At 72.6% G+C, this 26,863-nt stretch carries 26 protein-coding genes; 10 read left to right on the forward strand and 16 right to left on the reverse strand.

What is annotated here, in order from left to right; all coding sequences use genetic code 11:
• Positions 1-70: 70 nt before the first annotated feature.
• Both ASE15_RS13340 and ASE15_RS20865 read left to right on the forward strand, forming a co-directional pair.
• Complete coding sequence (locus ASE15_RS13340; protein WP_056651924.1) at positions 71-751, forward strand: MBL fold metallo-hydrolase; 681 nt, start codon at positions 71-73, stop codon at positions 749-751.
• On the forward strand, positions 748-900 hold the full coding sequence (locus tag ASE15_RS20865) for a hypothetical protein (protein WP_157257649.1): 153 nt from the start codon (positions 748-750) through the stop codon (positions 898-900). Before ASE15_RS13340 ends, ASE15_RS20865 begins: the two co-directional genes overlap by 4 nt.
• Before the next feature lie 304 nt (positions 901-1,204).
• On the opposite strand, the gene ASE15_RS13345 is transcribed toward ASE15_RS20865, so the two are convergent.
• The 5 genes from ASE15_RS13345 to ASE15_RS13365 form a co-directional block, all read right to left on the reverse strand.
• The gene (locus ASE15_RS13345; protein ID WP_056763853.1) at positions 1,205-2,413 is read right to left on the reverse strand and encodes a phosphatidylserine/phosphatidylglycerophosphate/cardiolipin synthase family protein; all 1,209 of its coding nucleotides are present in this window, start codon (positions 2,411-2,413) and stop codon (positions 1,205-1,207) included.
• Positions 2,414-2,540: 127 nt separating this feature from the next.
• Positions 2,541-3,689 carry a tyrosine-type recombinase/integrase gene (locus ASE15_RS13350; RefSeq protein WP_082608954.1) on the reverse strand — a complete coding sequence of 383 codons (1,149 nt, stop codon included), beginning with the start codon at positions 3,687-3,689 and terminating at the stop codon, positions 2,541-2,543.
• A 200-nt stretch (positions 3,690-3,889) separates the two neighbouring features.
• Positions 3,890-4,099 (reverse strand): hypothetical protein, encoded by a 210-nt coding sequence (locus ASE15_RS13355; protein WP_157277216.1) that lies wholly within the window; start codon positions 4,097-4,099, stop codon positions 3,890-3,892.
• 407 nt (positions 4,100-4,506) lie between these two features.
• Positions 4,507-4,833, reverse strand: a complete 327-nt coding sequence (locus ASE15_RS13360; protein ID WP_056763633.1) for a hypothetical protein — start codon at positions 4,831-4,833, stop codon at positions 4,507-4,509.
• 159 nt (positions 4,834-4,992) lie between these two features.
• Positions 4,993-5,442: an iron chaperone gene (locus tag ASE15_RS13365; RefSeq protein ID WP_369800602.1), complete on the reverse strand. Its 450-nt coding sequence runs from the start codon at positions 5,440-5,442 to the stop codon at positions 4,993-4,995.
• Positions 5,443-5,922: 480 nt separating this feature from the next.
• Between ASE15_RS13365 and ASE15_RS13370 the strand changes: the two genes are divergently transcribed.
• Positions 5,923-6,876 carry a patatin-like phospholipase family protein gene (locus ASE15_RS13370; RefSeq protein WP_056763635.1) on the forward strand — a complete coding sequence of 318 codons (954 nt, stop codon included), beginning with the start codon at positions 5,923-5,925 and terminating at the stop codon, positions 6,874-6,876.
• Between the two features lie 91 nt (positions 6,877-6,967).
• On the opposite strand, the gene ASE15_RS13375 is transcribed toward ASE15_RS13370, so the two are convergent.
• Positions 6,968-7,234 carry a DUF1905 domain-containing protein gene (locus ASE15_RS13375; RefSeq protein ID WP_056651912.1) on the reverse strand — a complete coding sequence of 89 codons (267 nt, stop codon included), beginning with the start codon at positions 7,232-7,234 and terminating at the stop codon, positions 6,968-6,970.
• Between the two features lie 438 nt (positions 7,235-7,672).
• Positions 7,673-8,758 (reverse strand): tyrosine-type recombinase/integrase, encoded by a 1,086-nt coding sequence (locus ASE15_RS13380; protein WP_056651909.1) that lies wholly within the window; start codon positions 8,756-8,758, stop codon positions 7,673-7,675.
• A 469-nt stretch (positions 8,759-9,227) separates the two neighbouring features.
• Here ASE15_RS13380 and ASE15_RS13385 point away from each other — a divergent pair, with 469 nt between their 5' ends.
• Positions 9,228-9,572, forward strand: coding sequence for an RNA polymerase-binding protein RbpA (locus ASE15_RS13385; protein ID WP_030151331.1), 345 nt, complete (start codon positions 9,228-9,230; stop codon positions 9,570-9,572).
• Positions 9,573-9,879: 307 nt separating this feature from the next.
• On the opposite strand, the gene lnt is transcribed toward ASE15_RS13385, so the two are convergent.
• The 9 genes from lnt to ASE15_RS13430 all read right to left on the reverse strand — a co-directional run bounded on the left by lnt (position 9,880) and on the right by ASE15_RS13430 (position 21,303).
• Positions 9,880-11,478 (reverse strand): apolipoprotein N-acyltransferase, encoded by a 1,599-nt coding sequence (lnt, locus tag ASE15_RS13390; RefSeq protein ID WP_056651906.1) that lies wholly within the window; start codon positions 11,476-11,478, stop codon positions 9,880-9,882.
• 295 nt (positions 11,479-11,773) lie between these two features.
• On the reverse strand, positions 11,774-13,438 hold the full coding sequence (locus ASE15_RS13395) for an amidohydrolase (protein ID WP_056651902.1): 1,665 nt from the start codon (positions 13,436-13,438) through the stop codon (positions 11,774-11,776).
• Positions 13,439-13,512: 74 nt separating this feature from the next.
• Positions 13,513-16,542: an RNA helicase gene (locus tag ASE15_RS13400; RefSeq protein WP_056763637.1), complete on the reverse strand. Its 3,030-nt coding sequence runs from the start codon at positions 16,540-16,542 to the stop codon at positions 13,513-13,515.
• Positions 16,543-16,649: 107 nt separating this feature from the next.
• Positions 16,650-17,804: a diacylglycerol kinase family protein gene (locus tag ASE15_RS13405; protein WP_056763639.1), complete on the reverse strand. Its 1,155-nt coding sequence runs from the start codon at positions 17,802-17,804 to the stop codon at positions 16,650-16,652.
• Entirely contained in the window at positions 17,797-18,543 is a 747-nt protein-coding gene (tatC, locus tag ASE15_RS13410; RefSeq protein WP_056652289.1) for a twin-arginine translocase subunit TatC, read from the reverse strand. Before tatC ends, ASE15_RS13405 begins: the two co-directional genes overlap by 8 nt.
• A gap of 36 nt (positions 18,544-18,579) precedes the next feature.
• The gene (gene tatA, locus ASE15_RS13415) at positions 18,580-18,777 is read right to left on the reverse strand and encodes a Sec-independent protein translocase subunit TatA (protein ID WP_036571710.1); all 198 of its coding nucleotides are present in this window, start codon (positions 18,775-18,777) and stop codon (positions 18,580-18,582) included.
• Positions 18,778-18,823: 46 nt separating this feature from the next.
• Positions 18,824-19,150: a hypothetical protein gene (locus tag ASE15_RS13420; protein ID WP_056651892.1), complete on the reverse strand. Its 327-nt coding sequence runs from the start codon at positions 19,148-19,150 to the stop codon at positions 18,824-18,826.
• 10 nt (positions 19,151-19,160) lie between these two features.
• Positions 19,161-20,180, reverse strand: coding sequence for a YafY family protein (locus ASE15_RS13425; protein WP_056651890.1), 1,020 nt, complete (start codon positions 20,178-20,180; stop codon positions 19,161-19,163).
• Positions 20,173-21,303, reverse strand: coding sequence for a YafY family protein (locus ASE15_RS13430; RefSeq protein WP_082608953.1), 1,131 nt, complete (start codon positions 21,301-21,303; stop codon positions 20,173-20,175). Before ASE15_RS13430 ends, ASE15_RS13425 begins: the two co-directional genes overlap by 8 nt.
• 35 nt (positions 21,304-21,338) lie before the next feature.
• On the opposite strand from ASE15_RS13430, the gene ASE15_RS13435 reads away from it, so the two are divergent.
• Genes ASE15_RS13435 through ASE15_RS13460 form a run of 6 tightly spaced genes read left to right on the forward strand, consistent with a single transcriptional unit; the run spans position 21,339 to position 26,790 of the window.
• Positions 21,339-22,511 carry a DUF3866 family protein gene (locus ASE15_RS13435; protein ID WP_056651886.1) on the forward strand — a complete coding sequence of 391 codons (1,173 nt, stop codon included), beginning with the start codon at positions 21,339-21,341 and terminating at the stop codon, positions 22,509-22,511.
• Positions 22,508-23,284: a DUF4129 domain-containing protein gene (locus ASE15_RS13440; protein ID WP_056763641.1), complete on the forward strand. Its 777-nt coding sequence runs from the start codon at positions 22,508-22,510 to the stop codon at positions 23,282-23,284. Before ASE15_RS13435 ends, ASE15_RS13440 begins: the two co-directional genes overlap by 4 nt.
• A complete protein-coding gene (locus ASE15_RS13445) occupies positions 23,281-23,883 on the forward strand; it encodes a hypothetical protein (RefSeq protein WP_056651880.1) in 603 nt (200 codons plus the stop codon). The genes ASE15_RS13440 and ASE15_RS13445 overlap by 4 nt, the downstream gene beginning before the upstream one ends.
• Positions 23,880-24,869 carry a MoxR family ATPase gene (locus ASE15_RS13450; protein WP_056651877.1) on the forward strand — a complete coding sequence of 330 codons (990 nt, stop codon included), beginning with the start codon at positions 23,880-23,882 and terminating at the stop codon, positions 24,867-24,869. Before ASE15_RS13445 ends, ASE15_RS13450 begins: the two co-directional genes overlap by 4 nt.
• On the forward strand, positions 24,866-26,230 hold the full coding sequence (locus ASE15_RS13455) for a DUF58 domain-containing protein (RefSeq protein WP_056763643.1): 1,365 nt from the start codon (positions 24,866-24,868) through the stop codon (positions 26,228-26,230). The genes ASE15_RS13450 and ASE15_RS13455 overlap by 4 nt, the downstream gene beginning before the upstream one ends.
• Positions 26,227-26,790, forward strand: coding sequence for a hypothetical protein (locus ASE15_RS13460; protein WP_157277217.1), 564 nt, complete (start codon positions 26,227-26,229; stop codon positions 26,788-26,790). The genes ASE15_RS13455 and ASE15_RS13460 overlap by 4 nt, the downstream gene beginning before the upstream one ends.
• The last annotated feature ends 73 nt before the right edge of the window (positions 26,791-26,863 follow it).

Raw genomic sequence — 26,863 nt, forward strand, 5'->3', positions numbered from 1 at the left:
CACCTCGCGACGACCGCGGCCGCTCACGGCACACTGGAAGCAGGAAGACACCCCGGCCCAAGGAAGGCTCATGCACCTCACGTTCCACGGACACTCCTGCGTCGCACTCGATCACGACGGGACCACGCTCACGGTCGACCCCGGGACCTTCGCCGACACGTCATCCGCGCTGGCGGATCCCGGGACGCTCCTCGTGACGCACGCGCACCCGGACCACCTCGACGTCGCGGCGGTCCGCAAAGCGCTCGACGAGCGTCCGGGGCTGGCGATGATCGGCCCGCAGGCGGCGTTCGACCTGCTGGGCGAGGCTCCCGACGGCGAGACGTACCGCGTCGTCGAGCCGGGCGACGTGCTCGAGCTGGGGCCGTTCGCCGTGCTGGTCGGAGGCGGTCAGCACGCGGTGATCCATCCCGACATCCCCCGGGTCGCGAACGTCACCTACCTGTTCTCGGCGGACGGCGCGAGCGTCTATCACCCGGGCGACTCGCTCAGCCCGCCCCTGACGGACCGGCGTCTGGACGTGCTGCTCGCTCCGGTGGCGGCGCCGTGGATGAAGGTCGCGGAGGGCATCGACTTCGTCCGCGCCCTGGACCCGTGGGCCGTGGTGCCGATCCACGACGCGATCCTCTCGACCGCGGGCCTCGGCCTCGTCCATCGCTTGTTCGGGGTGGGCCGCACCGGCGGGACCTACGACTACCGTCCGCTCGAGGTGGGCCAGCGCCTCGACATCACCCCGAGGAGCCGACCATGACCGAGCAGCAGTCGCACCGTGATCCTGAGGCGGTCGCGCAGGAGCTCCTGCGCGAGCACCCGGAGTTCGACGAGGTGCCCGTCATCGAGATCGACGAGACCGTCCCGCCGCGCCCGGAGGAGGAGATCGCAGACGCGGTGAGGGAGTAGGCGTTTCGCTGATCGGTAGTCTGGCGCGATGGAAGCACCCGAAGCCGACCCAAGGGGAGTCTCTCGGTCAGAGAGGCGCTCACGCCGCCGAGCCCTGAAGCGATCGTGCGAGGCGTGCGACCACCCGTGGAGCGAGCACCCAGAGGTGGTCGACGACCCGGTCGCCGCGTGCGGTGAGTGTGAGTTCGAGCTGGAGCACGGCTTCAGCGACCGAGCTGCCTGTCGACTACGCGTCCCGACGGTCCTGCTGGACCTACCCTGACCCCTTGGTCGCTCGCTGGTGCCGATGCCCGGCACCCCGACGCTACAGCAGCGGGCGCAGCGGGGTCAGCGCGACCTCGCCGAGCTTGGCGGCGATCGACCTGCTCGACCACTCCGTCAGCGTGAGCTCGCGGCAGTTGCTGAGGTCGACCTCGAAGACCTTCTCCATCTGGCTGGCGATGCCGGCGTCGACGATCTCGAGGTTGACCTCGTAGTTGCCGGTCAGGCTGAGGCGGTCGATGTTCGCGGTGCCGATCGTGGTCCAGCGCCCGTCGATCGTCGCGGTCTTGGCGTGGACCATGGCGTCCTTGTAGAGCCAGATCGTGACGCCGCCCCGCAGGAGCGTGGTGTAGAGGCCGCGGGAGAGCCAGTCGGCGACGACGTGGTTGGAACGCTCGGGCACGAGGACCCGGACGTCCACCCCTCGTTGTGCTGCCATGAGGAGGGCGTCGAGGATCTCGCGGTCGGGGATGAAGTAGGCCTGCGTGATGTAGATGTGGTCCGAGGCCCGGTCGATCGCGTCGAGGTAGATGCCGCGGATCGGGAAGACGAGGTGCGCAGGCGCGTTGCGTGCCGCGCGGAGCTCAGGGAGCCACAGACGTGAACCGGGGTCCTCGAGGGGAGGCTGGTCCGACTTCCGGTTCGAGTTCCAGAAGTCCACGAAGGCGTTGCGCAGCTCCCAGGCGGACGGCCCTTCGAGCCGGATGTGGGTATCGCGCCACTGGGTCGCGTACATCGAGCCGATGTTGTACCCGCCCACGAACCCGATCTCGTCGTCGACCACGAGGATCTTGCGGTGGTCACGCCCGGACTTGCGGACGTTGAGCACCAGGACGCCGGGGCGGAAGACGGGGTACCGGATGACGTGGATGGGGGAGGGGAACGTCAGGAACTCGCGGTGCACCACGAGGTTCGCGAAGCCGTCGTAGATCACGAAGACCTCGACGCCGCGTTCGCTGGCCTCGATCAGGGCGTCCTTGAACTCCTGCCCGAGCTCGTCCCCCTTCCAGATGTACGTCTCGAGCATGATGCGACGCCGGGCCCCGCGGATGGCGGCGAGCATCTCGCGGTAGAGGTCGTCGCCGTACGTGAAGATCGTGGTCTCCGTCTCGCCGATCCTCCCCTCGGCCGGGGCCGAGCGGGGGAAGCGGCTGGGGTCCGTGACGCGCCGCTTGCGGATGGCGTCGGCGATCACGAGACCCGTGGCCACGGTCATGGGGACGGCGACCGCGAGAACCGCTGCGCGGGCCATCACCGTTCGGGCGAGCTGGACGGGAGACGTCTTCGAGGGGCGCACCTGCTCACCGTAGCCGCAGGACGCCGAGAGCACCCGGAGAAAACTGGTGACGTTGGTCGGACCGACCGCGACCGCTGCGATATCAGGGACGCGCCGTGTCGATTTCACCCGTTCTGTCATGCTCCGGCAGGGGCTCGCTCCCCATCTCCGCGGGAAGGCCGGCCGAGAGCGGGTGGGACCGGATCGCCGCGGCGAGCTCGCCCTCGATCCGGTCGAGGTAGACGCCCGTGGTCGCGATCGAGGCGTGACCCAGCAGCTCGGCGATGACCTTGACGTCCCATCCCTGGGCGACGAGGAGAGTCGCGGTCGTGTGCCGCAGGGCGTGGGGCGTCGCGGCGCGCCGGTACTCGTCGGGCATGCGGGCGATGCACCGGTTGAGCAGCGCGCGGATCGCCTGGGCGTCGATGCGGCGACCGCGCCAGGTGAGCAGGAGGGCGCGGGACGCGTCGGGGTCGCCGGGTCGCCGGGCGAGCAGCTGGGGACGCAGGCCGGCGAGGTACTCCTCGAGGGCTCGCGACAACGGTTCTGACAGGCTGACGGTGCGGACGGTGCCTCCCTTGCCCTTGATGCGCCAGCGGGTCTGGTCGGGCTCGCGCACGAAGTCGTCGACGTCCGCGCGCGCGACCTCAGAGACACGCGGACCGAGGATGAGCAGGAGCGCGATGATGAGGCGGTCGCGCAGCGCGAGGTCGTGGTCGGCGCGCGGCGGAGGAGATGCGGCCGCCGGGCCCTGAACCGCCGAGGGAGCCGTCCCGCGGGGCTTGGTGCTCGCGGTGACCAGGAGCGCCTGGGCTGCCGTCGCCGAGAGCGCCGTCCGCGCGACGCGCAGGCCGCCGCGGAGCCTGGCCGGGGGAGAGGCCCACTGCATGGGGTCGGCCTGGACCCACCCGTCGCGCGCGGCGTGCGTGAAGAAGCGGGAGATCGACTGCCGGAAGCGGTTCACGGTCGCGGCCGACCGCCCGGGCCCGTCGGGCTTGGTCCGGGGGTCTGCGTACCGGCCGTCAGGGGTGATCTGGTAGCGCAGGAGGAAGTCGTCGATGTCGTCGCCCGTGATGTCGTCGAGGATCGTCTCGGGCCCGGCGAGGGAGGCGAGCTCACGCAGGTCGCGCTCGTAGTTGCGTTGGGTCGTGGGGGAGAGGACCCCTCTGACCGTCTCGGCAGACACCGACGAGAGGTACGTGGCGACGGCCTCGGCGACGGTGACGCGACGTAGGCGGGGAGGTGCGACCACCGTGCGGCTCCTGGGAACGGGATGACATCGGACATCCGGAGCATAGGGGGCGCCACTGACAGCCTCGAGGGGACCTGTGCTCACGTTCGACCCTCAGAGCATGGTGTTGTGACAAACACAATGGTTTGTCTTGTATGTCCCAATCGAAGAAGGCTACCGCAGGTGGCGTCGTCGCGAAAGAGGCGCGGGCGGTCTCGTCCTCAGATGCCCGACGGCGCAGCGACGGCCGCGCCGTCGTCTCGCCTGGGTCGGGCTCCCAGCAGGACGCCCGCGCCTGAGGGGGACCGGTGGCGTGCGGGGCTGAGCCACAACCGATAGATCCACCAGGGGGCGGCGAGGATCGCGACGATCGCGCTGAGCGCGGCCGTCAGGGCCGCCACGGCGAGCGTCGCCACCAGAAGCATCGCCACGAGCAACGTGCGCACGCACTGGACCGCGACCCGTCGGCCGATCGGCGCCAGCGGGGTTCTGGACGAGGTCGACAGCTCAGTGATGCTCGGCCCATCGTGTTGCGTCGCCACGAACGGTCCTGAGCTCATCGTCGACTCCAGAGGCTGCTGGCGCCGCTGCTCGACGCCCTTGCGAAGGAGGGAGTCAGTGGTGCACGCTCCTGATGCACCCGACGCGGCCGGCGGGCTCGATCGGCCGAACCGGACGCGCGTTCTGGGGCGCACAGGGGCCCTCGATGCCCGCCCGTGCGCCCGAGAGGGGTGGTCTCGTTCGACCATAATGACATAATGTACATTATCGGCGTTGCGTGGTGGCAGTCGAGAGGGGGTAGAAGGGGCGTCGTTCCAACGATCTGCGGACCGGACCGTTAGTCACCGATCACGTGTAGTTCCGTGGTCGCGTCGACGGCGCACCGCTCGGCCAGGCCGACGGCCTCGTCGACGATGCGTGCAGCGGCCCCGGATGCCGCGCCGTCGACGGATCGCAGCTCGGCGACGAGCTGATCCACCTCCGACGACGTCAGCACGAGATCTCCGTACGGGTCGATCTTCGCCAGCAACGGCCGCCCGCTCGCTGCGGCAAGCCGGACGAGCTCGCCCTCGGTGTCGCAGGTGGCCGCCAAGGTCCTCAGTGTGCGACGACGAGAGCTCGTGCCTCGCTGCGAGACGGCGACCAGCAGGATGTCGAGGGGCATGGTGAGCATCCTGCCAGACGGCTCCGGGGGCTGCGGCCAGGAGATCCCCGCCCCGCCACTCCCCCGGGTTTCACGCCGTGAACCGGCATCCTCGCAGGTCAGAGGCCATTTATGAGACTCTGACCTGCGAGGTGACGACGTGGCTTCTCCTGGCCTCGGTCAGCCGGCCGCCCGCTTCACGAGCTCGACGATCGTCGCCTCGTTCTCCTTCGTCAGCTCCGTGAGGGCGTACGCGACGGGCCACAGCGTGCCGTCGTCGAGCTGGGCCACGTCGTTGAAGCCGAAGGTCGGGTAGCGTGCGCCGAACTTCTCCGCAGGCTGGAAGAAGCACAGGATCTTGCCGTCCTTGGCCCACCCGGGCATCCCGTACCAGGTCTTCGGTGCGAGCGAGGGCGCATGCTCCGCGACGAGCTCGTGGAGCCGAGAAGCCATGGAGCGATCCGGTTCGGACAGCTCCGCGATCTTCTCGAGCTGGGCCTTCTCCGCCTCGGCCCGGTTCGCGGACGCCTTGAGCTCCTTGGCGCGCTCCTTCATCGCCGCACGTTCCTCGGCCGAGAACCCCTCGTAGGCCTTGCTGCTCTTGGCGGTCTTCGCGGTGCCGGTCATCATGGTTCCCCTTCTCGGTGGGCCTGTCGTCAGGAACGACGTTACTGAGGGCGTGCGCGAGACGCTTCTCCAGAACTGCTCGATCCCGACAGCCGGCGAGCCTGATCAACTCTCAGGGAATGGCACCGGGTCGTCGGACTCGTCCGACGATCCTCAATTCGAGGATCTCTCGGAGAATTCCATCGGATGCGGTACTAAAACCCCCGACAATGTCGACTGCTGTTCCCACCGGGAATTATCGGTACCCCCGTCGGACCATGCCGGGTGTCTCGGCTCCCTGTGTCGCACAGCAGTCCGCGACACATTGCCGTGGTCAATCGCGTATTCGACGTGCTAGCGTCACGGTGATCGTGATCCGTCGGAAGGAGGTGAGACCCGTGAACGCAGTATCCGTACCGGGCGCTCCCCCGCAGTCCACGATCGCGCGACTGAGCTAGTCGCCATCGGGAGCGCTCGCCAGGCACTTCGCGAAAGGCGACTCCCATGAACATCTCCCCTGATTCCTCCCCAGCACCCGACTCCTCGAACAGTGATCAGAGCGTGCCGCCGTTCCCTGTCGGCGAACGGGCACTCGTCCTCGGGGGCGGCGGGTCCACAGGTAACGCCTGGCTGATCGGCGTCGTCGCCGGTTTGTTCGATGCCGGGCTCGACGTGACCGCAGCGGACCTCACTGTCGGGACGTCGGCCGGCTCGACCGCCGCCGCCCAGCTGGCCGGCGCGTCCCCGACCGAGCTGCTCGCCGCGATCCTTGCGGCTGCTCCCCCGCGTCCGAACGGCGCCCCCGGTGGAGACCGAGGACGTGCCGCGAACGGCGCGGTCGTGGACCACCTGGAGCGGATGAACGCTCTCATCGCCTCCGCCGGCGACGCTGCTGACCTGCGAAGAAAGGTGGGCACGGCAGCCCTCGACCGGGAAGCCGCGTCGGACGGCTCCTGGCGCGCTCAGTGGCGCGCCACCGTCGCTTCTCGGCTCCCGAGTCAGCACTGGCCGCAACGAAAGGTGCTCCTCACGGCCGTCGACGCCGAGTCCGGTGAGCCGGTCGTGTTCGACCACCTCAGCGAGGTCGACCTGGTGGACGCCGTGGCCGCGAGCTGTTCGAGCGGTCTGCCCTACAGGATCGGCGACCGTCGCTACATCGACGGCGGCTACCGGCGCAACGAGAACGCCGACCTTGCCGCCGGGTGCAAGCGGGTGCTGGTGCTCTCACCGTTCGGCGGCCGGTCGTTCACGCCGCCGGCTTGGGGTCTGCAGCTCGCCGCGCAGGTGGACGAGCTCCGAGCGCTGGGCAGCGAGGTAGAGACGATCTTCCCGGACAGCGCTTCCGAGCACCTGTTCGGCGCGAACGCGATGGACCTGTCTCTGCGCCCCCTGGCCGCTCGAGCCGGACATGCCCAAGGAATGGCCCTGGCCGACGCGCTGATCGCCTTCTGGCGCTGAATCCACGGAGGGCTCTTTCCCCTTTCCCGTCGGCCGCGCGGCACGCAACCGCGACGCGCGGCCGACGGGAAAGGGAGAAACACTCTGAGGCTCACGTCAATCGTTCGGTCAGGTGAACGGTGACGGTATCTCCGATGTCTTTCCCGAGCTTCTTGCGCAGCTTGGCGCTGATCGAGAGCATGTGGCCGCCGGACCCGGTCGGCATCAGCCCGGCCGTCACGTCATGGCCGTCCACCGTCGCGACCACTCGCACGGCCTTGCCGGTTCCCAAGAGCTCGACCGAGTCGGGGACCTCGACGCACGACCACACGTCGCCGCGCACGGTCACTCCGATCGGAGCAGAGAACGAGACGTCCATCGGACCTGGAGAGCTGCTCACCGGGTGACTCCTTCGTCGATCGTCAGCACCGCTCCTCCAGCAGCGCCCTGATGCTCGACACTATCGAGCGGCAAGGACGGGCCGCTCGGCACGCGCCGCAGGTCGGCGCGGACCGCACCGCCTGCACGCCGGCCAGCCCGACCCGCGTGCTGCTGCATCGAAGAACCACCGAGATATCTTGATGTCGACAGACTTCGTCAGGAAGCCCTGAGAGCGTCGGTGCTAGATCCGCCGCCGGTGCGATCTGCGCAGTTCGCCGTTCGAGGAACGATGCCCGTTTTGCCCTCGGATGCGCCTACCCCGTGAGTTCTATACCCACGGGGCGCAGGGCTCTCCCCCCGGCAGAATCGTTGATATTCCGCCCTTTCTGCGGGCCAATCGCAGGGCGTCGCGCGCCCCGTGGGCACACCACGGGCACTAGCCAGGCGAGACTGCGCGCAGTCTCGCGGACTCCAGGGCGACCGCGACGCCGTCGAGATCGTTGTCGAAGAGGTCCGCATAGACGTCCAGCGTCATGCTCGCGGAGGCGTGTCCCAGCATGCGCTGGACCGCCTTGACGTTCGCCCCGGCCGACACGGCGAGGCTCGCCGCAGTGTGTCTCAGGTCGTGCGGGGTCAGGTGGTCGTCGATGCCCGCGTCGCGAGCCGCGCGCCAGAACCATCCGGTGCCGGACTTCGAGCGCTTGAGGTAGTCGCCGCGGTCGCCGTGGAAGACGACGTCGTCGCGCCCCTTGCCCTCGCACGCCGCGGCGAGGCGCATGGACAGGAACGCCGGGAACGGGACCGAGCGTCGCTCGTGCGTCTTGGGGGTGCCGATCACGATGTCCGAGCCGACCTCGACCGCGTTCTGGTTGACGCGCAGCCGGTGCCGGAGCATGTCGAGGTCCCTGACGCGCAGGCCCGCGGCCTCGCCCCAGCGCAGCCCGCAGTACGCGAAGACGAGGACCAGGGTCTCGTGCCGTCCGGCGGCCGCGGCCAGCGCCGCGACCTGCTGGTGGTCGAGGTAGGTGTGCTCGCGCCGGACCTTGCGCGGCAGGTTCACGCCGCGGGCGGGGTTCGTCAGGATCCTGCGGTCGTCGACCGCGTCGTCGAGCAAGGACGCCAGGGCGCCGTGGGCGCGCGCGACCGTCGTGGGGCTGTAGGCAGCGCTCAGCTCGGAGACCCACGCCTGGACAGCGGTGCGCCGGATCTCGGCGACCGGGACGCTCCCCCACCGGGGCGTGACGTGCAGGCGCCACGAGCTCTCGATCGCTCGGGCGGTCGACGGCTTGAGGTGCGTCTGGCGCTGGAGCCACGCTCCCCCGAGCTCGAGGACCGTCGACCGGGCCGCCGCGGGGTCGATGAACTCGCCGCGCAGCATCGAGACCTCGAGCGAGGACGCGAAGGCCTCGGCGCTCCGCTTGGTCTTGAAGCCCCGCTTCTTGGTCTGCTTGCGTTCGGGGGTGCGGTAGCGAACCATGTACCGCCGTCCGGCGGTCGTCTCGTAGGCCTCAACGGTCGCCATGATCGACCGCCCGCCGCTCGCCGTCTCCCTGGTGCCTCACACGACGAACCGTACCGCGATCGTGGCATTGACGACTATCCGGACAGGCCAGCCGTGATCCCCGGGTGGCGCGCCTGCATCACCTCGGCGCACCGGTCAGGGCCTGGCGTCGAGGAGGATTCCTCGCCCATCTCTCAGCCGGGGCAAGGTGTCGCGCACCTGGGAGCCGCCCTGGCGTGGCCTCGCCGGAGCAACGTCACACCCCGATTCGGCGCTTGAAGTTGCGCCCGCCCTCGAAAACCGGAAACCTGGTCGGTGGTCTCGCGGGAGTGCGTGTCCCACCCGATGCGCACGGTCTGCTGGGCAGCCTCGACGGGTGGGTTCGGCGCGCCTCCTGCTTCACCGGACCTTCACGTCCGACCGGAACACTCGCAGCCGGCCGGACGTTGACCCCCATAGACAACCCTGCCGCTACCCCTTGGAGGACACCATGGCCGACCGGTCCCTACGTGGAATGAGCATCGGCGCGAAGAGCATGGAGTCCGACGCGGGCGTCGACTTCGCCCCCCGCTTCCAGGCTCACTACGACTGCCCCAACGGGCACACGATCATCCTGCCGTTCTCGACCGAGGCCGAGGTGCCGGCGGTCTGGGAGTGTCGTTGTGGCGAGGAGGCCCTCCTGCGTGACGCAGAGCGCCCCGAGCCCAAGGCCGGCAAGCCTGCCCGCACCCACTGGGACATGCTGCTGGAGCGTCGCACCATCAAGGAGCTCGAAGAGCTGCTCGACGAGCGCCTCGGCCTCCTGCGTGCCGGCAAGCTGCGTCGCAGCGCCTGATCGACTGCCTCGAAGGGCCCGGAACTCCTCGGAGTTCCGGGCCCTTCGTCGTTCCATCGTCCGGCGTGCGCCGTGTTGTCAGAGGTGGCCCGGGCCCGAGCCCGGGCCACCTCTGACAACGGAGCGTTTCGGACGCTGTGTTCGTCACGGTCACCTTCGCGTGCGCTCCTGGCGCTCCACCGCACCTCGTGCACGCGCTGCCGGCCCGACGACGTCACCGCCCCGGGCGAGCGTCCCGCCCCGGGCGCGTGCCGCCGTCGGGCACGAGCTTCCTCCCGCGGAGCAGCCCGACCGACCCGACGCGCACCTACCGGCGCGCGGTCTTCTTCGCCGCCGGTCGCTTGGTGCCGCCCTTGACGCTCGCTGCCGGCGCGCGCCGGACGTGGGCCGCGACTCCGGCGACCACGAGCAGGACCGTCAGTCCCCCGGCGATCCACCCGGGCCAGTAGCCCGCGCGCACGGCCGGGGTCAGCGAGTCACGCAGGGGAAGCGTGGCGATCAGCTGGTCGGGCGTGAAGAGCTCGGTGCTCTGCAGCAGGGCCCCGTTGGGGGCGATGATGCCGCTGACGCCGACCGTCGAGATCTGCACGGTCGCGCGACCGGTCTCGATCGCTCGCAGGCGCGACATGGCCAGCTGCTGGGTCGACTCGGCGCTGTACCCGAACGACGCGTTGTTGGTCGGGACGACGAGGAGCTCGGCACCGGCGTTCACGGCGTCGCGGATCAGCTCCTCGTACGCCACCTCGAAGCAGATGACGTTGCCGAGCCGCACGGTACGCCCGAGCCGCTCCGAGGGCAGGTCGATCACGGCGACCTCGTCGCCCGCGATCATGTCGGTGCTCACCCGGTCGACCTGGTCGGAGAAGATCCGCACGAAGCTGCGCATCGGGATGTACTCGCCGAACGGGGCGGGGTGCTGCTTGGCGTACCGGTCGACGACCCCCTCGCCGGGAACCCAAAGCAGCGACACGTTGTACCGCCCGCCGGTCTCGGGGAACTCCTGGGCGCCCACGAGGATCGGTGCGCCGACGGCGCTCGCGGCCTCGTCGATGTCGGCGGCGACGTCGGGCGTGGTCTGGGGGTCCAGGTCGGAGCCGTTCTCGGGCCACAGGACCACGTCCAGCTCGCCGGGCTCGACCTCGTCGAGCAGCGCGAGGGTCCCGTCGACGTGGTTCTGCAGCACCACTCCACGGTTGGCGAAGGACCCGAGCCCTGGTTCGTCGACGTTGCCCTGGACGGCGCCGATCGCGAGCGTCCCGGTCTCGGCGCGCACGTCGAGCGGGACGACGAGCCCGACCCCCAGCAGCACGGCCGCGGTCGCGAGCGAGCACAGGGCGGGGAAGACCTTGAGGCGGCGCGACTCGAGCAGGAACACGGCCAGCAGGACACCGATCGCGGCCGTGAGCAGCGAGACGAGCAGTCCCCCTCCGAGCCAGGCCGTGCGCCCCAGCAGGGAGTCGACCTGGGAGAACGCGAGCCGGCCCCAGGGGAACCCGCCGAAGGGGAACTCCGAGCGCCACTGCTCGACCGCGACCCACAGGACCGAGAACGTCACGACCTGCCAGGCCAGGTTGCGGCCGACGAACCCGATGCGTCGCACCCACGTCCACATCGCGCCCAGCAGCGCCAGGAACACCGACTCCAGGACGCTCAGGGCGAGCCACGGGACGGTGTCGGTCGCGATCTGCGCCCACTGGATGTGCGGGAGGAAGAAGGCCAGGCCCCAGACGAACCCGACCAGGGCGTTCCACCAGGCGCCGTCGCGGCGCAGGGCCAGGAAGAAGGCGGCGACGCCCACGAAGGCGAGGGGCCACCACCCGCGGTCCGGGAAGGCGGCGTTGGTCAGGAGGCCGCCACCGGCGGCGAGAAGGATCAGCAGCCAGCGGCTCGGCTCACGGGTCGACACCCGTGCAGACTACGCCACGCACCTGCAGGTCAGGCGGTGGATGTGGGCCGACCCGCGCGTCCTTCGGACCACGTCGCACCGCCACCGGTGAGGCCGTGTTGTCTACTGAACGCGCGGGTCGAGCCGATGCGCATCAGGGCGCACGGGGAGAACGGTGAGATGGTGGCTCGCTCCCCCGCGGCGCTGAAGGCCGGAACACGTCAACGAACTTACCGGTCCTCACGGTGGTGTCAATCCGAGCGGGCGCCTGCGGGACGGCGGACCGCCCCGCAGGCCCGCGAGGGCGTCGGAGGGCTCAGTCGAACGTGTCGAACAGCACGACGCCGTCGCGCACGGTCTGCAGGCACGTCGGGTCGGGGGCGCCGTCGGTCAGGTCCGGCAGCAGGGGGGTGCCGGAGCGCGCGTCGGTGCTCCACGAGGAGACCGTGGTGCCCGTGCCCTGGACCGCGAGGTGCTCGGCACGCCACACCGCGAGGTGGGCCGGGGACCCTACGCGCAGCTGACCCGCACCCGTGTGGTCCAGGCCGGCGATGCGCCAGCCGCCGCGGGTGTGCGCCCGGAACGCCGCCCGGGCGGAGATGCGCTGGTCGGGGTCCGCGTGGGACATGGCGGCACGGACGGCCGACCACGGGTCCAGGGGCGTCACCGGCGAGTCGGACCCGAACGCGAGAGGCACCCCGGCCCCCGCGAGGTCGGCGAACGGGGACAGGCCCGCGACGCGCGTGGGACCCAGCCGTGAGGAGTACATGCCGTCCGGGCCGCCCCACGCGGAGTCGAACACCGGCTGGATGCTCAACGACACCCCGAACAGCAGGAGCGTGGACAGCGCGTTGGTGTCGACGAACAGGGCGTGCTCGACACGGTGCGCGGCCCGGCGGTGCGCCGCGGCCCCGTCCGCGTCGGCCGCCGCACGCAGCCCCACCAGGAACGCGTCCATGGCCCGGTCGCCGATGACGTGGAACCCGCCCTGGGTGCCGGCCGCGGCGACCGCGGACAGGTGCGCCGCGATCTGCTCGGCGCTCAGGTACTGGTTGCCGCGCCCGTCGGGACCGGCCTCCCCCGGTGCCCCCGTCAGGTCGGAGTACCGGTGCCGCAGGGCAGCGGTGCGCGAGCCGAGCGACCCGTCGACGTTCAGGTCGCCCGCGATGCCCGCGAGCCCGGGCAGGTCCGCGAGCAGCGCACGGGCGTCGTCGGGCGTGGTGCACAGTTCGCCGCGGTAGGCGACCAGGTGCGGCAGGGCGCCCGCCGGGTCGGCGGTGAGCGCCATGAGCTCGCGCAGCCCCTCACGCGTGTCGATCGAGGGGGCGCTGTTCTCGTGCAGGGACACGATGCCCCGGCGCGCGGCCGCGTCCAGGGCCGTGCGGTACAGGGCCGTGCGACGCTCGGGGCTCAGGTCGCGCGCGGCGTCCCGGGCGCTGTGGTGCGCGTCCTCGGTGACCCACCCGGTCTCGGTCCACCCGCGCTGCCCCTCGAGCCCGGCCGCGCGGGCGAGGGACGTCGAGACGACCGCGGAGTGCACGTCGACCCGGGCCGCGTACACGAGCGCTCCCCCGCAGGCCGCGTCGAGCTCCTCGCGCGTGGGCGCCCGGTGCTCGGGCCACTCCTGCTCGTCCCACCCGAACGCGAGGAGCACCTCGTCGGCCTGGGCCGCCGGGCGCGCGGCGACCGCGGCGTGCAGGGCCTCGAGCGCGCCCGCCAGGGACGTGACACCGGCGCTCGCGGACAGGTCCACCCCGGCCAGGGCCAGGCCCGTCTCCAGGACGTGGACGTGGGAGTCGACGAACCCGGGCGCCACGAGGGCCCCGTCGAGGTCGATGACCCGGTCGGCGCGGGCGGCGAGCCCGGCGGCCGTGTCGTTCGCGCCGATCCAGGTGATCACCCCGCCGTCGACGAGCATCGCCTCGGCGAAGGGGTCGGTCGAGGAATGAATGACACCGTTGCGGTACAGGGTGGAGGCCACGAAACCACACGATAGGCCACCCGGCGCCCCTCGCGCCTCGTCGAGGGGCGCTCGCGGCCCGCGTGACGCCAAGGTCACACGCTCGAGTAGGCCACGACCCCTCGCCGGACGGCCTCGATCGCCCGGATCGCGGTCTTGCGCATCGCGGGCGTGGGGGCAGCGGTCGCGAGCTGGTCGAGCACGTCGATGATCTGCTTGCACCAGCGCACGAAGTCGCCCGCGGCGAGCTCGGACCCGCGCAGGACGGCGTCGAGGCTGCGGCCGTTGGCCCACCGGTGGACCGCCGCGACGAGCCCCAGGTCGAGCGTGCCGCTCGCGTCGATGTGGTGCGCCTCCTCGAGGTCGTCGACCTCGGACCACACCACGACCGTGCCGTCGAGGGCGCGGGCGAGCTTGCCGTCGGGCCCGCCGGGGACGTAGGGCTCTCCCGGTTCCTCGCGGCGGGCGGAGAACACCAGGGTCGAGACGACCGCGGCGAGCCCGGCGGGGTCCAGCTCGTCCCAGACGCCGCGGCGCAGGCACTCGGCCAGGAGGAGGTCGTTCTCGGCGTAGAGCCGGCGCAGCCAGTTGCCCGCGTCGGTGACCTTGACCTCGGGGGCGGGCCGGCGCCCGGTCCCGGGGCGGGTCGCGACGGCCTGGTCCTGGCCGACGGCCCCGGTGTCCACCGTGCCGCCGGGGGCATCGCGGTCGAGGGGGCCCCCGCCCGCCGGGTGCGTGTCGACCTCGAGGTACCCGAGCCGGGTCAGGATGTCGCAGATGCGGTCGAAGACCCGGGCGATCGACCCGGTGCGCCCCTCGACGCGGCGGACCAGGGCGTCGTGCTCCTTCTTGAGCTTGGCCCACCGTTCGGCCCAGCGGGCGTGGTCCTCCCGCTCGGGGCAGTCGTGGCACGGGTGTGCGCGCAGGGCGGCCCGCAGGCGCGTGAGCTCCTTGTCGTCGGCCGCGGCGGACCGTACCCGCGGACCGCCGCCGCGCGCCGGGGCACCGGGGACGTCGACGAACGCGCCGAGCGCGTTGCGCAGCGACGACGCGAGGTCGCGGCGGGCCGCGGGCACGCGCGGGTTGAACGTCTTGGGGATGCGGACCTTGCCGACCGTGCGGATGCCCGAGGGGGCGTCGGCGACCGTGAGCTTCTTGACCTGCTTGTCCTCGGTCAGGACCGTGGGGCGCGGGCCGTCGAACCCGCCGTCCTTGCCGGGGTCGAGGACCACGACGTAGCCGGCGCGGCGCCCCGAGGGCAGCTCGACGACGTCCCCGACGCGCAGGTTCTCGAAGTCCGCGACCACCTGGGCGCGGCGGGCCCGCTGCGCGGACTTCGACAGGTCCGCCTCGCGGGTCGCGATCGCGCGCCGGAGCCGGGCGTACTCGGAGAAGTCCCCGCGGTCGCACGTCATGGCCTGGGCGTAGCCCTCGAGGGCCTCGGCGTGAGCCTGGGCCTGCTTGGCCAGGCCCACCACGCCGCGGTCGGCCTGGAACTGGGCGAACGACGTCTCCAGGACGTCGCGGGCGCGCTCGCGCCCGACCTGCGCCACGAGGTTGACGGCCATGTTGTAGGTGGGCCGGAACGAGGACTTGAGCGGGTACAGGCGCTTGGACGCCAGGCCAGCGAGGGCCACGGGGTCCAGCCCTGGATGGTCGACGACGACGGCGTGCCCCTCGACGTCGATGCCCCGGCGCCCGGCACGCCCCGTGAGCTGGGTGTACTCCCCGGGGGTCATGTCGACGTGGGAGGTGCCGTCCCACTTGACGAGCTTCTCGAGCACGACCGAGCGGGCGGGCATGTTGATGCCCAGGGCCAGGGTCTCGGTCGCGAACACGACCTTGACCAGGCCGCGGCTGAACAGGTCCTCGACGATCTCCTTGAAGATGGGCAGCATCCCGGCGTGGTGGGCCGCGATGCCGCGCGCGAGCGACTCGCTCCAGGTCCAGTACCCCAGGACGTCGAGGTCCTCGGCGGGCAGTGTCGCGCTGCGCTCCTCGACCACGGCACGGATCTGCGCCTCCTGGGCGGGTGTGGTCAGGCGCAGGCCCGCGGCCAGGCACTGGGTCACCGCGGCCTCGCACCCGGCCCGCGAGAAGATGAAGAAGATCGCGGGCAGCAGCCCGTCGGCGTCCAGGGCGTCGACGACCGCGAACCGTGGCGGCGTCCGGCGCCCCGACCCCTCCCGGTTCCCGTAGCCGCCCGACCCGCCAGGCCGCCCGCCCCGGCCACGGTATCCGCGGTCGCCGCGTCCCCCGCCCCGACCCGGGTACCCGCCGTCGCGCGCCCCGCTGCGGAACGCCGCGAGCAGGTCCGGGTTGATGGGCGGGTTGACCCCGGGGTCCGTCGGGTCCACGTGCCCTGCGTACAGGTCGATCAGCTCGGCCCCCGTGCCCGGGCGCAGCGCCTCTCCCGGGGTGCGCGACCGGTCGCGCGAGCCCACCAGGACGTGCTGCCACAACGGGACCGGTCGGCGCTCGCTGACGATCACGGCGGTGTCGCCGCGGACCATCTCGAGCCAGTCGCCGAACTCCTCGGCGTTGGACACGGTCGCGGAGAGCGACACGAGCTGGACGTCGTCGGAGAGGTGGATGATGACCTCTTCCCAGACGGGTCCGCGGAACCGGTCGGCGAGGTAGTGGACCTCGTCCATGACGACGAACGCGAGCCCGTCGAGGGCGCGCGAGCCCGCGTAGAGCATGTTGCGCAGGACCTCGGTCGTCATGACGACGATCGGGGCGTCTCCGTTGATCGACGTGTCGCCTGTCAGGAGCCCGACCTGGTCGGCGCCGTGGCGGCGCGCGAGGTCGGCGTACTTCTGGTTGGACAGGGCCTTGATGGGCGTGGTGTAGAAGGCCTTGCGTCCCCCCGCCAGGGCCAGGTGCACCGCGAACTCCCCCACGACGGTCTTGCCCGCCCCCGTGGGTGCTGCCACGAGCACGCCGCGCCCCTCCTCGAGGGCCTGGCAGGCGCGGACCTGGAAGTCGTCGAACGGGAAGCCGACGACCTCACGGAAGGCGGCGAGCTGGGTGCGGGAGGCCGCCTGGAGCGCGCGCGATGCCGCGTAGCGTTCCGCGGGGCTCTGGGTCTCGTCGGTCCCGGCGGAGCGGGGTGCTGCGGTCATGCCTCCACCCTACGGTCCGCCGGTGACGGGGCCGCGTCAGGCGCCGCCGACGACGCTCGAGCGACGGCGGCGTCCCCGAGCCCGGAGGCCCCGGCCTGGCGCCTCGGTCAGCCCTGCGTGATGGTGTGGCCGCGGGGGTCGAGGACCAGGAGCGCGCCGGGGACGACCGTGACGCGCACGGGCAGGCGAGAGATCCGTTCCCCGTCCGCGAACGCGGGCGGGGGCGGGCCGCCGGCGTCGGTGGCCTCCAGGACGACCGAGCGTGCCTGGTAGAGGTCGACGGCCGGGTGGTGCACGTGCTTGCCGCGGTACATGCCCGGGAAGACGCGGGCCACGCCGAGGCGCGTCAGGGGGCCGGCGGTCACGAGGTCGAGCAGGCCGTCGTCGATCGAGGCGTCCGGGGCGACCCGGACGCCGCCGCCGAAGCGCGGCCCGTTGGCCACGGCGACCACGGTCCCGGGCGACTCCCACACGAAGGGGTGCGTGGCGTCGTCGGGCGTCCGGGGTGCGCGCTCCCCCGGGGTCGCCGGGCCCGACGGCGAGGGGCGCGCGGTCGAGGCGGCCGTGCTCCCGGCGGGGTCGCCGGCGCCCGCGGTGTCCGAGGCGCCCGGCGCGCCGACGAGCTCTGCCGTGATGCGGTACCCGTAGGGGCGGAAGCGGGCGAGCTCGCTCGCGACGGCGCGCACGTACTTGGCGCTGCCGCGCGGCCAGGTCAGGGCGTTGGCGCGCGCGTTGACCGCGGCGTCGAGGCCCGCGGACAGGACGCCGCAGAACCAGCGCTCGCGCCCAGGCCGGGGGTCCAGGTGGGCGTCGAGAGGCTCGGCACGGGCCGCGTCCACCCGGCGCGTCCCGCCCGTGCCGGCCGCGCGGGCTCCCAGGGCGTCGAGGAGCAGGGTGACCGCCGCGTCGACGGCGTGCACGGGCAGCTCGAGGGCCGAGGCGAAGTCGTTGCCCGTCCCGGCCGCGACGATCCCGAGCGGGACCCCGGTCCCGGCGACCGCGTTGACGCCGAGGTGGACCATGCCGTCCCCGCCCACGACGACGAGCGCGTCGAGCGGGCCGCCCGTGCCGCGGCCCGCGACCGCGTCGCGGGCGTTCTCGAGTGCGAGGGGTGCGTTGGGGGCGCTGAGGTCCAGGACGTCGTGCCCGGCCTGGCGCAGGAGCTCGATCGTGCGGGCGCCGTCGCCCCGGCCGCGCCCACGGTCGGCCGTCGGGTTGACGACGACTCCGAGGCGGGCCGGGCGCGGTGGTGCCTCAGGCACCGGCGAGTGCTGCGGCGTTGCGCTTGTCCGTGCTGCGGTCGCGCAGGAACGCGATCCCGACGGCACCGAAGTACAGCAGGCAGATCGGCAGGGCCACGAGGATCATCGTGAGCGCGTCCGGGGTGGGGGTCATGACGGCCGCGAACACGAACGCGATGAGCACCGCCCAGCGCCATCCGGCGAACAGGGCCGTGGCCCGCACGAGCCCCGCGAAGTTCAGGGCGACCAGGACCACGGGCAGCACGAACGCGAGCCCGAAGGCCAGGACGAGTCGCATCACGAAGCTCAGGTAGCCCTGGGCGTCGGTGAGGTTGGTCGCGCCCTCGGGGACGAAGCCCGCCAGGATGTCGACCGCGTGCGGCAGGACCCACCACGCGAGGAACGCCCCGCCGAGGAACAGGGGCACCGATGCCCCCAGGAAGCCCATGGCGTAGCGGCGTTCCTTCGACGTGAGCCCCGGGGTGATGAACGCCCACAGCTGGTACAGCCACCACGGGCAGGACACGATGACCCCGAGGAACAGGGAGACCTTGATCTTCATGTCGAGCGCGGTCGCCATGCCCGAGAAGTTCAGGTTGATGACCTTGCCCTGCTCCGCGGCAGCCTTCTCGAGCGGGGCCTGCAACGCGTCCAGGAGCGGCTGGTACAGGAACCACCCCAGGATCGCGCCCGCGACCAGTCCGCACGAGACCAGGAAGAGTCGCTTGCGGATCTCGAGCAGGTGCTCGCGCAGCGGCATGCGTCCTTCGGACGTCTTGGTCGAGCTGGACACGGGTCAGGCCTTGGGGGCGTCGTCATCCTTGACGGCAGGCTCCGCGGGCTTGTCGTCGTCGCGCAGGTCCTTGACCTCGCTCTTGAAGATCTTGAGCGACTGGCCGACGCTGCGGGCCAGGTCGGGAAGTCGCTTCGCCCCGAACAGGAGCAGGACGACGACGACAAGAACGATGATGTGCCAGGGCTTCAGCATGCCCATGAGATGGCTCCCTTGGAGTCGGACGCGAGTCTTGTTGTCGCAGATCCTACGCGTTGAATCGGCGCCAGCGGTCCCACGTCACTTTGTTGCGGGTCCTGCGCTGGGACCGGCGCTCGGCCCGCTCGGCGCGCAGCTCCTCCACGCGCTCGTGCAGCAGCACCGGGTCGTCGAACAGGGTGGGCGCGGTGCTGGGCTGCGCGGCCGCCACCGCCGCGGTCAGCTCGTCGGTGCGCCGGGCGAAGCGGTCCATGACCTGCGACGACTCCGACATCTGCCGCAGGAGCGCCTTGGCCTTGCGCCACAGGTCGCGCCCCAGGAAGAACGCGCCGACGAGCGTGCCGACGACCAGGACCGACCAGATGGTGAACCACATACCGACCAGCCTAGTTCGCGGACGGCACGCTCGGGGCCGGGTCGGGCCCCTCGTCGACCGCACCGCCGCCGACCGCGGACTCCCCGTACGCGGCCAGGGCGGCGCTCGCGGCCTGCGCGACGTCGTCGGCAACGGCCTGGGGCGTGACGGCCAGGACGTGGCGGGCGTGCTCGAGCAGCAGCCGGCGCAGCCACACGGGGTTCGTCACCCGCAACGACACCTCGAACGCGCCGCCGGGCAGGTTGCGGACCTTCTCCACCGGGACCTGCTCGGCGACCCAGCGTGCGGGGCTCGCGAACGTGATCGTGGCCAGGGGCGCGTCGCCCGTGGGCGTGAAGTCGACCTCGGTCGGCAGGTCGTGCTCGGCGGCGGGCACGTCGAGCTCGGTCGCGGCCAGGAGCCGGTCGAGGCGGAACGTGCGCTGACCCTGCGCGCGGTAGCACCACGCGAGGAGGTACGACCAGGCGTCCTGGGTGTGCAGGGCCACGGGGTCGATCTCCCGCTCGGAGACCACGTCGGCGCTCGTCACGTACCGCACGCGCAACCGGTGCCGGTTCGCCAGGGCCGAGGACACGGCCGCCACGACCGCGGGGTCGCCGTCGGTGGGCAGGCGCACGTCCAGCGCCGCCGCGGCCTCGCCCGTCGCGCCGGTCAGCTTGTCCAGGACCGAGGCGACGACGTCGGAGCGCGCCCGGTCCGAGCGGACCGCGCCCGTCTCCCCCATCGCGCGCAGCGCCGCGATGAGCGCGACCGCCTCACGCGTGCCCAGGCGCAGGGGCCGCGTCATGCCGCGCGCCTCGGTCAGGCGCACCACGCCGCGCTCGAGCGAGTCGGCGTCGAAGTCGATCAGGTCGTCGGGCCAGTACCCGGGGGTGCCGGACACCCACAGGGCGTCGACGTCCTCCACGATCTGACGGGTCGTGACCCCGAACCGGGACGCGAGCTCCTCGACGGGCACACCGCCCGCCCCGTCCAGATAGCTGACGATGCCCAGCAGGCGCACCAGCCGGTCGTCCGCGCGCTCAGCCACGCTGCTCCTCGGTCGTCGTCGTGCTCGTCCCGTCCCGGTCGGTGGACCGGTCGGTCGGGGAAGGGGTCGGCTCGCCCGCCGCGGCTCCGGCACCCAGGTGCACAGCGGCACCCAGGTGCACAGCGGACCCCAGGCGCGCGGCGGCGCGCAACCGGCGCACGACGGCGTCGCGCAGCTCGGGCGGGCTCAGCACCACGACCGCGTCACCGTACCCCGCGATCTCGTCCGCGAACGTGTGCGCGTTCGTGTAGGCCACGTGCACGACGTCGCGCCCGTCCTGCCGGGGCCCCGCACCCTCGCCCGTGCCGTCCCCGTCGCTGCGCCCCCGCGCACGCAGCGCCTCGGCCCGCTCCGGCCCGATCGCCAGACGAGCCTCGTGCTCGCTGCCCGCCCTCGCGCCCAGCAGCGCGTCGACGTCCACCCCCTCGGGGATGGTGAACGCCCCACCACGCCCCAGCAGGCGCACCCTGCCCTCGATCCGGCTCAACCGGTACGCCCGCGGCGCACGGCGCTCGCGGTCGAAGCCCAGCAGGTACCAACCGCCCCGGCGGGCCGCGATGCGCCACGGCTCGACCGTGCGCGTGAGCACCTCGCCCGTGGACGCCGCCCGGTACGTGAACGACACCGCGCGCAGCGCCTCGATCGCGTCGAGCAGCGGGCCGTACGCGTCGCCCACGGCCCGCACCCGAGGGGCCAGGCCCGCGACCGCGTCGTTCGCGATCTCCCCCGCCCCCGCCGCCCGCAGCTTCGTCAGCGCCCGGGAGATGTCGGTCCGCAGCGTCTTGTCCTGCCAGAACTGGGCCGCCAGCGACAGGACACCGAACTCGGCCGGGGTCAGGTCCACCGCGGGCAGCGCGTACGCGTCCTGGTCGATCCGGTACCCCACGTCGTCGCTGTGGCCCCCGGCGTCGACCGTCACGATGGGGATCCCCAGGTCTCGCAAGGAGTCCTTGTCGCGCTCGAACATGCGCTCGAACGCCTCGGGCGAGGGCGCGTCGGCATACCCCGCCACGCTCGTGCGGATCTGCTGCTTCGTCATCGACACGCTCGTGTTCACGAGGGCGATCACGAGGTTCAACAGCCTCGTCGCAGGGTTGACTGGTTGGCTCGTCTGATCAGGCATCGGCACCCACGCTAACGAACGGTAGCCTCACCCGTGTGATGACGTGGCGATCTGCAAGGGTGATGTCGCGCGGCCGAGGCTGGCAGGGCGCGCAGGAACTGACCGTCGAGCTCGACGAACCGCTGCCCGCGACCGCGGGACCGGGCGACCAGGAACGCCCCCGGACCGTGCGCGCGCTCGCCTACCCGCAGCTCGTGGGCGACCCCCAGGTCGGCGACCGCGTGCTCCTCAACGTCAGCGCCCTCGCCCGAGGGCTCGGCACCGGCGGGTACGCGCTCGTCGTCGCCCTGCCCGACGCGCTCCCCGCCGACCCGCCCGCAGGCCCCGGCCACCTCGTCAAGGCCCGCTACACCCCCCTGCAGGCCCTCGTCCTGGGCGTCGACGAGCAGGAGTCCCCCCACCACGACACCCTGCGCGACGCCGACGACCTCGCCGGCATGCCCGTCGTCGTGGCCGACCTGCACTCCGCGCTGCCCGCGATCGTCGCCGGAGCACGCCTCGCCGCAACCCAGGACGGACGCCCCGCCCCCCGCATCGCCTACGTCATGACCGACGGCGGCGCCCTGCCCGCCGCGTTCTCCCGCACCGTCTCCGGACTCCGCGACGCCGGCTGGATCCACACCTGCCTCACCGTCGGACAGGCCTACGGAGGCGACCACGAAGCCGTCACCGTCCACACCGGCCTGCTCGCCGCCCGCCACGTCACCGGAGCCGACCTCACCATCGTCGCCCAAGGACCCGGCAACCTCGGCACCGGCACCCGCTGGGGCTTCTCCGGCGTCGCCGCCGGCGAAGCCCTCAACGCCGCCGCCACCCTCGGCGCCCTGCCCGTCGCCTCCCTGCGCGTCTCCGGCGCCGACCCCCGCGACCGCCACCTCGGCATCTCCCACCACTCCCTGACCGCCTACGGACGCGTGGCGCTCGCGGCCGCCGACGTCGTCGTGCCCCGCCCCGCCGCGGAGATCGAAGCCCTCCCCGGGTGGGGACCCGCGCTCACCGCACGCATCACCGAGCAGGCCGCCCGGCTCGCCGCCCCCCACGGGCCGCACCGACTCACCCACGCCGACGTCGACACCGCGCTCCTCGACGCGCTCCGCGCCGCCCCCGTCGGCCTCTCCACCATGGGTCGAGGACTCGACGACGACCCCGCAGCCTTCCTCACCGCCGCAGCAGCCGGCCTCCACGCCGAGAGGAACCGACCCGCATGAGCAACCGGACACGACTGGGGGGTGTCGTCGTCCTGATCGCTCTCGTCCTGGTCGGCGCCGCCGCCGGGTCCCGCTGGAGCTACGAACGCCCGGCGTGGTTCCTGCCCCCCGACGACTCCGACGCCCCACCCCCCGAAGCCCCCGCCCCGGTCGACGGCCCCACCTACGTCGAGACCCTCCCGCCGGGCCTCGACGACCGAGCCGCCGGGATGACCATCGGCGACTACATGACCTACCTCGGCCTCGCCGTCGCCGCCGTCCTGATCGTCGTCACGATCCTCTACCTGCGCCGCCGCAGCCGCGAACCCGCCGAACCCGGCGAGGCCCACCACGACCACGTCGCCACCGGGGAGGCCGTGACCGCCGACCACACCCCCGAGGTCCAGCTCCCCGCCCTCCGACGCGGCGTCACCCACGCACGCCACCTCCTCGACACCGCCCGCACCCCGCGCGACGCCGTCACCGCCGCCTGGATCGCCCTCGAGGACGCGACCGCCGACACCGGACACCGCAGGCACCCCGCCCAGACCCCCACCGAGTTCACCACCACCGTCCTCGACGCCACCCCCGCCGACCCGGACGCCGTCACGACCCTCCTCCGCCTCTACCAGCGGGCCCGCTTCACCGACCACCCCCTCACCGACCACGACGTCGAGACCGCACGCGACTGCCTCGAACGGCTCACCATCGCCTTCGCGCCACCACCGGAACCCGCCGACGCCGCGCACCCCGGCCCCGCACCGCACGGCACCGGACAGGCCACGACCCCATGAGCCGACGACCCACCACCACCCGACGCCTCCTCCTCGAAGCAGCACTCGTCCTCACCGCAGGCACAGCCCTCGCCGTCGTCGGGCTCGACATCCCCCACGCCCTGGTCCTCACCGCCGGCGCCCTCGTCCTCCTCGCCCTCCACCGACGCGCACGACCCGGCACCGACCCCGAGCACCACGCCCTGCCCGACCGCAACCGCCACGGCGCCCGACGCGACCTCTCCGAGCTCACCTGGGCCATGCACGGCAACGACGGACGAGTCAGCGAACGCGCACACAAACGCGTCCTGGCGCTCGCGGCCACGGCTCTGGCCGACCGGGGGATCGACCTGCGCAGCACGGACCCGGCACAGCAGCGCGCGGCCGCGGACCTGCTCGGCCCCAAGGTCCACCAGCAGATGACGACCGACCCACGCCCGCCGACCATGCCCGTCCTGCGGGCCTGGGTCACTGCGGTCGAAGGCGTGAGCGGCATCTCCGCGGGCCCCGGACGCGCGTCGGCCGAGCAGCGCCGCACGGCGGGTGGCCGAACGACCGACGGCTCGGACCACAGCACCAGCACCACCTCCATCACCACCACCGAGAGGCGAACCCGATGACGGACTCCCCTGCCCCCGCGCTCAGCGTCCCCGAGGTGGCCGCGCTCGGCCGTCGCATCCTCGACGAGGTCGGCACGGCCGTCGTCGGGATGCGGGACCCGCTCGAGCTCGCGCTCGCCACGATCCTCGCAGGCGGCCACGTGCTGTTCGAGGACGTGCCCGGGCTCGGCAAGACCCTCGCGGCCCGCAGCCTCGCCACGGCGCTCGGGCTCGACTTCGCCCGTCTCCAGTGCACGCCCGACCTCCTGCCCGCGGACATCACGGGGTCCTCGGTCTACGACCCGGCCACGACCGACTTCGTGTTCCGTCCCGGGCCGGTCTTCACGGGCCTCTTCCTGGCCGACGAGATCAACCGCACCGCGCCCAAGACGCAGTCCGCGCTGCTCGAGGCCATGGCCGAGCGCCAGGTGTCGATCGAGGGCAGCACCTACCCGCTGCAGCGTCCGTTCCACGTCCTCGCGACGTCCAACCCCGTCGAGTACGAGGGCACCTACCCGCTGCCCGAGGCGCAGCTCGACCGCTTCATGGTGCGGCTCGCGGTCGGGTACCCGGACCGCGACGAGGAGCGCGAGGTCCTGCGCCGCAGGCTCGACCGCCGGCAGGAGCAGGCCGAGGTCCGCCAGGTGGTCGACGCCGCCACGGTCCTCGCGATGCAGGCCGGGGTCGAGGCGACGGACGTCGACCCGGACGTGGTCACGTACTGCGTCGACCTCGTGGCCGCGACGCGCGCCGACACCCAGCTCGAGGTCGGCGCCTCGCCGCGCGGGTCGCAGACCCTCGTCCTGCTCGCGCGCGCCGTCGCGGCGCTCGACGGCCGCGACTACGTGCTCCCCGAGGACGTCAAGCGCGTGGCGGTCCCCGTGCTCGCGCACCGGCTCACGCTGACCCCCACGGCCTGGGCGTCGAACGCCCAGCCTCAGACCATCGTCCGGGCCATCCTCGACCGTGTCCCGGGCCCCGCGACGGTCGCCAGCGCAGCGCGATGACGGCACCCGCAGGGGGCGGAGAGCCGACGGGCTGGCTGCAGACGACGAGTCTCGCGGCCGGGGTCGTGCTCGGTCTCGCCCTGCTGATCACCGGTCTCGTCGCTGGCCGCGCCGACATCGCGGTCCTCGGGGCGCCCGCGCTGCTCAGCGCGGCATGGGCCTGGACCGCTCGTCCGCGAGGCGGGGCGGTCAGTGCGACGTTCGTCCCGGCGGAGGCGGGCGGGACCGGTCCGGGAGAGCTGCGCGCGCGGCTGCGCCTCGACGTGCCCGACGGCGCCGCTCCCGTCCGCCTGCGGGTCACCAGCCCGGGGAACGACGACGCAGACGTCACGGTCCTCGTGGACGGGACCAGGACGCTCGACCTCACGACGCACTCGGCCCGCACCGGCCCGCACCGGACGTTCCGCGTCGACCACGTCGCGGCAGGCGTCGAGGGCGGCTTCGAGTCGCGGCCCGACGACGTGCAGGCCCCCGGGATCCTCGTGCTGCCGACGGCCCAGCCGCTCGGTCGCCTCCCGTTGCCGCACCAGCTCGTCGGGCTCACCGGACCGCACACGACCCGGCGGCTCGGCGACGGCACCGAGCTGCGGGACGTCCACCCCTTCGCGCCGGGCGACCGGCTCCGGCGCATCGACTGGCGCGCGACGGCCCGGCGGTCCCCGGGCCTCGAGACCCTCTACGTGCGGCGTACCCAGGCGACCGCGGAGGCGACGGTCGTGCTCGTGCTCGACTCGCGCGACGAGGTCGGGCCGGACGTCACGACCTGGCGCGGGAACGGTCCGCTGCCCATGGACCGTGCGACGTCCCTCGACGTCGCACGCAACGCCGCGGCCTCGGTCGCGCAGGCCGCGCTCGACGGCGGAGACCGGGTCGGCTTCGAGGACCTCGGGTGGGTCCGACGCCCCCTGCCTCCCGCGGCCGGCAAGCGTCAGCTCCGCCGGATCGTCCACGCGCTCGCGCTCGCCCACCCCGTCGGAGACCCGGGCCGCCGCATGCGTCCCCCGCAGATCCCGGCGGGGGCGCTCGTGTACATGTTCTCGACGTTCCTCGACGACGAGAGCGCCTCGATCGCCCAGACCTGGCGCGGCACCGGTCATCCGGTGGTGGCGGTCGACATCCTGCCCACGGTCGAGGTCCCGCGGGGTGACCCCGGCGTCGCTCTCGCCTGGCGCATCACGCACATCGAGCGTGAGCAGCGCCTCGAGAGCTTGCGCCGCGAAGGGATCCTCGTGGTCAGATGGCTGCCACCGATCGGGGGCGACGACCCAGGAATGCCTGGCCGCTCGGCCCGATCGGCGCGGACCGCGCTCGAGCTCGCAGCCCGGCAGCAACGACACGCCACGCAAGGGACGTCCCGATGAGCGCACTCCGTACGGTTCGCCCGGCTCCTGCAGACGCCCTGCCCTCGACGGAGGTGGACACCGGACCGACCGTCCCGGGGCCCGCGTTCCGTGCCGCGCTGTTCGGCGCCACGATCGTGTTCGGCACGCTGACCGCGCACAGCCTGCTCCCGTCGATGGCCGGCAGCGTGGCGATCGGTCTTGCGCTCGCGGCGGTGGTCACCCGGTTCCCCCGGCCCCCTGTCCCCCACGCGATCGTCCTCGCGGGAGGTGCCGCGCTCCTCGGCGCCTCGGCGGCGTTCGACCCGGTGGTGTTCGCCCTCCTCCCGCTGGTGCACCTGATGCTCCGGGCGTCCTGGTGGGTGGCTCGGGTCCCCTGGGCGGGCGCCGTCGAACGGACCGTGCTCGTGCTCGACCTGCGTCGCGCCGCCGCAATCCAGATGGTCTGCCAGGGGCTCGCGCTCGTCGCGCTCGCCGCCTCGGGCATCGAGGGTGAGGGGTTCCTGACCGTCGTGGCAGCGCTGGCGCTGTGTGCTCTCGCCGTCCTCGTGGTCCCGAGGACCTGGTGGCGTCGAGGGTGATCGCTGGACCTGCGAGCACACGGGTACCGGGCCAGGATGGGACGAGGCGCACGTCGCCCACCCTGCACCCCGA

The sequence above is a fragment of the Oerskovia sp. Root22 genome, assembly GCF_001429135.1.
Taxonomy (GTDB): Bacteria; Actinomycetota; Actinomycetes; order Actinomycetales; family Cellulomonadaceae; genus Oerskovia; species Oerskovia enterophila.

What these genes read in the sequence shown, in the direction of transcription:
- ASE15_RS13340 (WP_056651924.1), top strand. Translation starts at nt 71, where the DNA reads ATGCACCTCACGTTCCACGGACACTCCTGCGTCGCACTCGATCACGAC.
- ASE15_RS20865 (WP_157257649.1), top strand. Translation starts at nt 748, where the DNA reads ATGACCGAGCAGCAGTCGCACCGTGATCCTGAGGCGGTCGCGCAGGAG.
- ASE15_RS13345 (WP_056763853.1), bottom strand. Translation starts at nt 2,413, where the DNA reads ATGGCCCGCGCAGCGGTTCTCGCGGTCGCCGTCCCCATGACCGTGGCC.
- ASE15_RS13360 (WP_056763633.1), bottom strand. Translation starts at nt 4,833, where the DNA reads ATGCCCCTCGACATCCTGCTGGTCGCCGTCTCGCAGCGAGGCACGAGC.
- ASE15_RS13365 (WP_369800602.1), bottom strand. Translation starts at nt 5,442, where the DNA reads ATGATGACCGGCACCGCGAAGACCGCCAAGAGCAGCAAGGCCTACGAG.
- ASE15_RS13370 (WP_056763635.1), top strand. Translation starts at nt 5,923, where the DNA reads ATGAACATCTCCCCTGATTCCTCCCCAGCACCCGACTCCTCGAACAGT.
- ASE15_RS13375 (WP_056651912.1), bottom strand. Translation starts at nt 7,234, where the DNA reads ATGGACGTCTCGTTCTCTGCTCCGATCGGAGTGACCGTGCGCGGCGAC.
- ASE15_RS13380 (WP_056651909.1), bottom strand. Translation starts at nt 8,758, where the DNA reads ATGGCGACCGTTGAGGCCTACGAGACGACCGCCGGACGGCGGTACATG.
- ASE15_RS13385 (WP_030151331.1), top strand. Translation starts at nt 9,228, where the DNA reads ATGGCCGACCGGTCCCTACGTGGAATGAGCATCGGCGCGAAGAGCATG.
- ASE15_RS13400 (WP_056763637.1), bottom strand. Translation starts at nt 16,542, where the DNA reads ATGACCGCAGCACCCCGCTCCGCCGGGACCGACGAGACCCAGAGCCCC.
- tatC (WP_056652289.1), bottom strand. Translation starts at nt 18,543, where the DNA reads ATGCCGCTGCGCGAGCACCTGCTCGAGATCCGCAAGCGACTCTTCCTG.
- tatA (WP_036571710.1), bottom strand. Translation starts at nt 18,777, where the DNA reads ATGGGCATGCTGAAGCCCTGGCACATCATCGTTCTTGTCGTCGTCGTC.
- ASE15_RS13420 (WP_056651892.1), bottom strand. Translation starts at nt 19,150, where the DNA reads ATGTGGTTCACCATCTGGTCGGTCCTGGTCGTCGGCACGCTCGTCGGC.
- ASE15_RS13430 (WP_082608953.1), bottom strand. Translation starts at nt 21,303, where the DNA reads ATGCCTGATCAGACGAGCCAACCAGTCAACCCTGCGACGAGGCTGTTG.
- ASE15_RS13440 (WP_056763641.1), top strand. Translation starts at nt 22,508, where the DNA reads ATGAGCAACCGGACACGACTGGGGGGTGTCGTCGTCCTGATCGCTCTC.
- ASE15_RS13445 (WP_056651880.1), top strand. Translation starts at nt 23,281, where the DNA reads ATGAGCCGACGACCCACCACCACCCGACGCCTCCTCCTCGAAGCAGCA.
- ASE15_RS13450 (WP_056651877.1), top strand. Translation starts at nt 23,880, where the DNA reads ATGACGGACTCCCCTGCCCCCGCGCTCAGCGTCCCCGAGGTGGCCGCG.
- ASE15_RS13455 (WP_056763643.1), top strand. Translation starts at nt 24,866, where the DNA reads ATGACGGCACCCGCAGGGGGCGGAGAGCCGACGGGCTGGCTGCAGACG.
- ASE15_RS13460 (WP_157277217.1), top strand. Translation starts at nt 26,227, where the DNA reads ATGAGCGCACTCCGTACGGTTCGCCCGGCTCCTGCAGACGCCCTGCCC.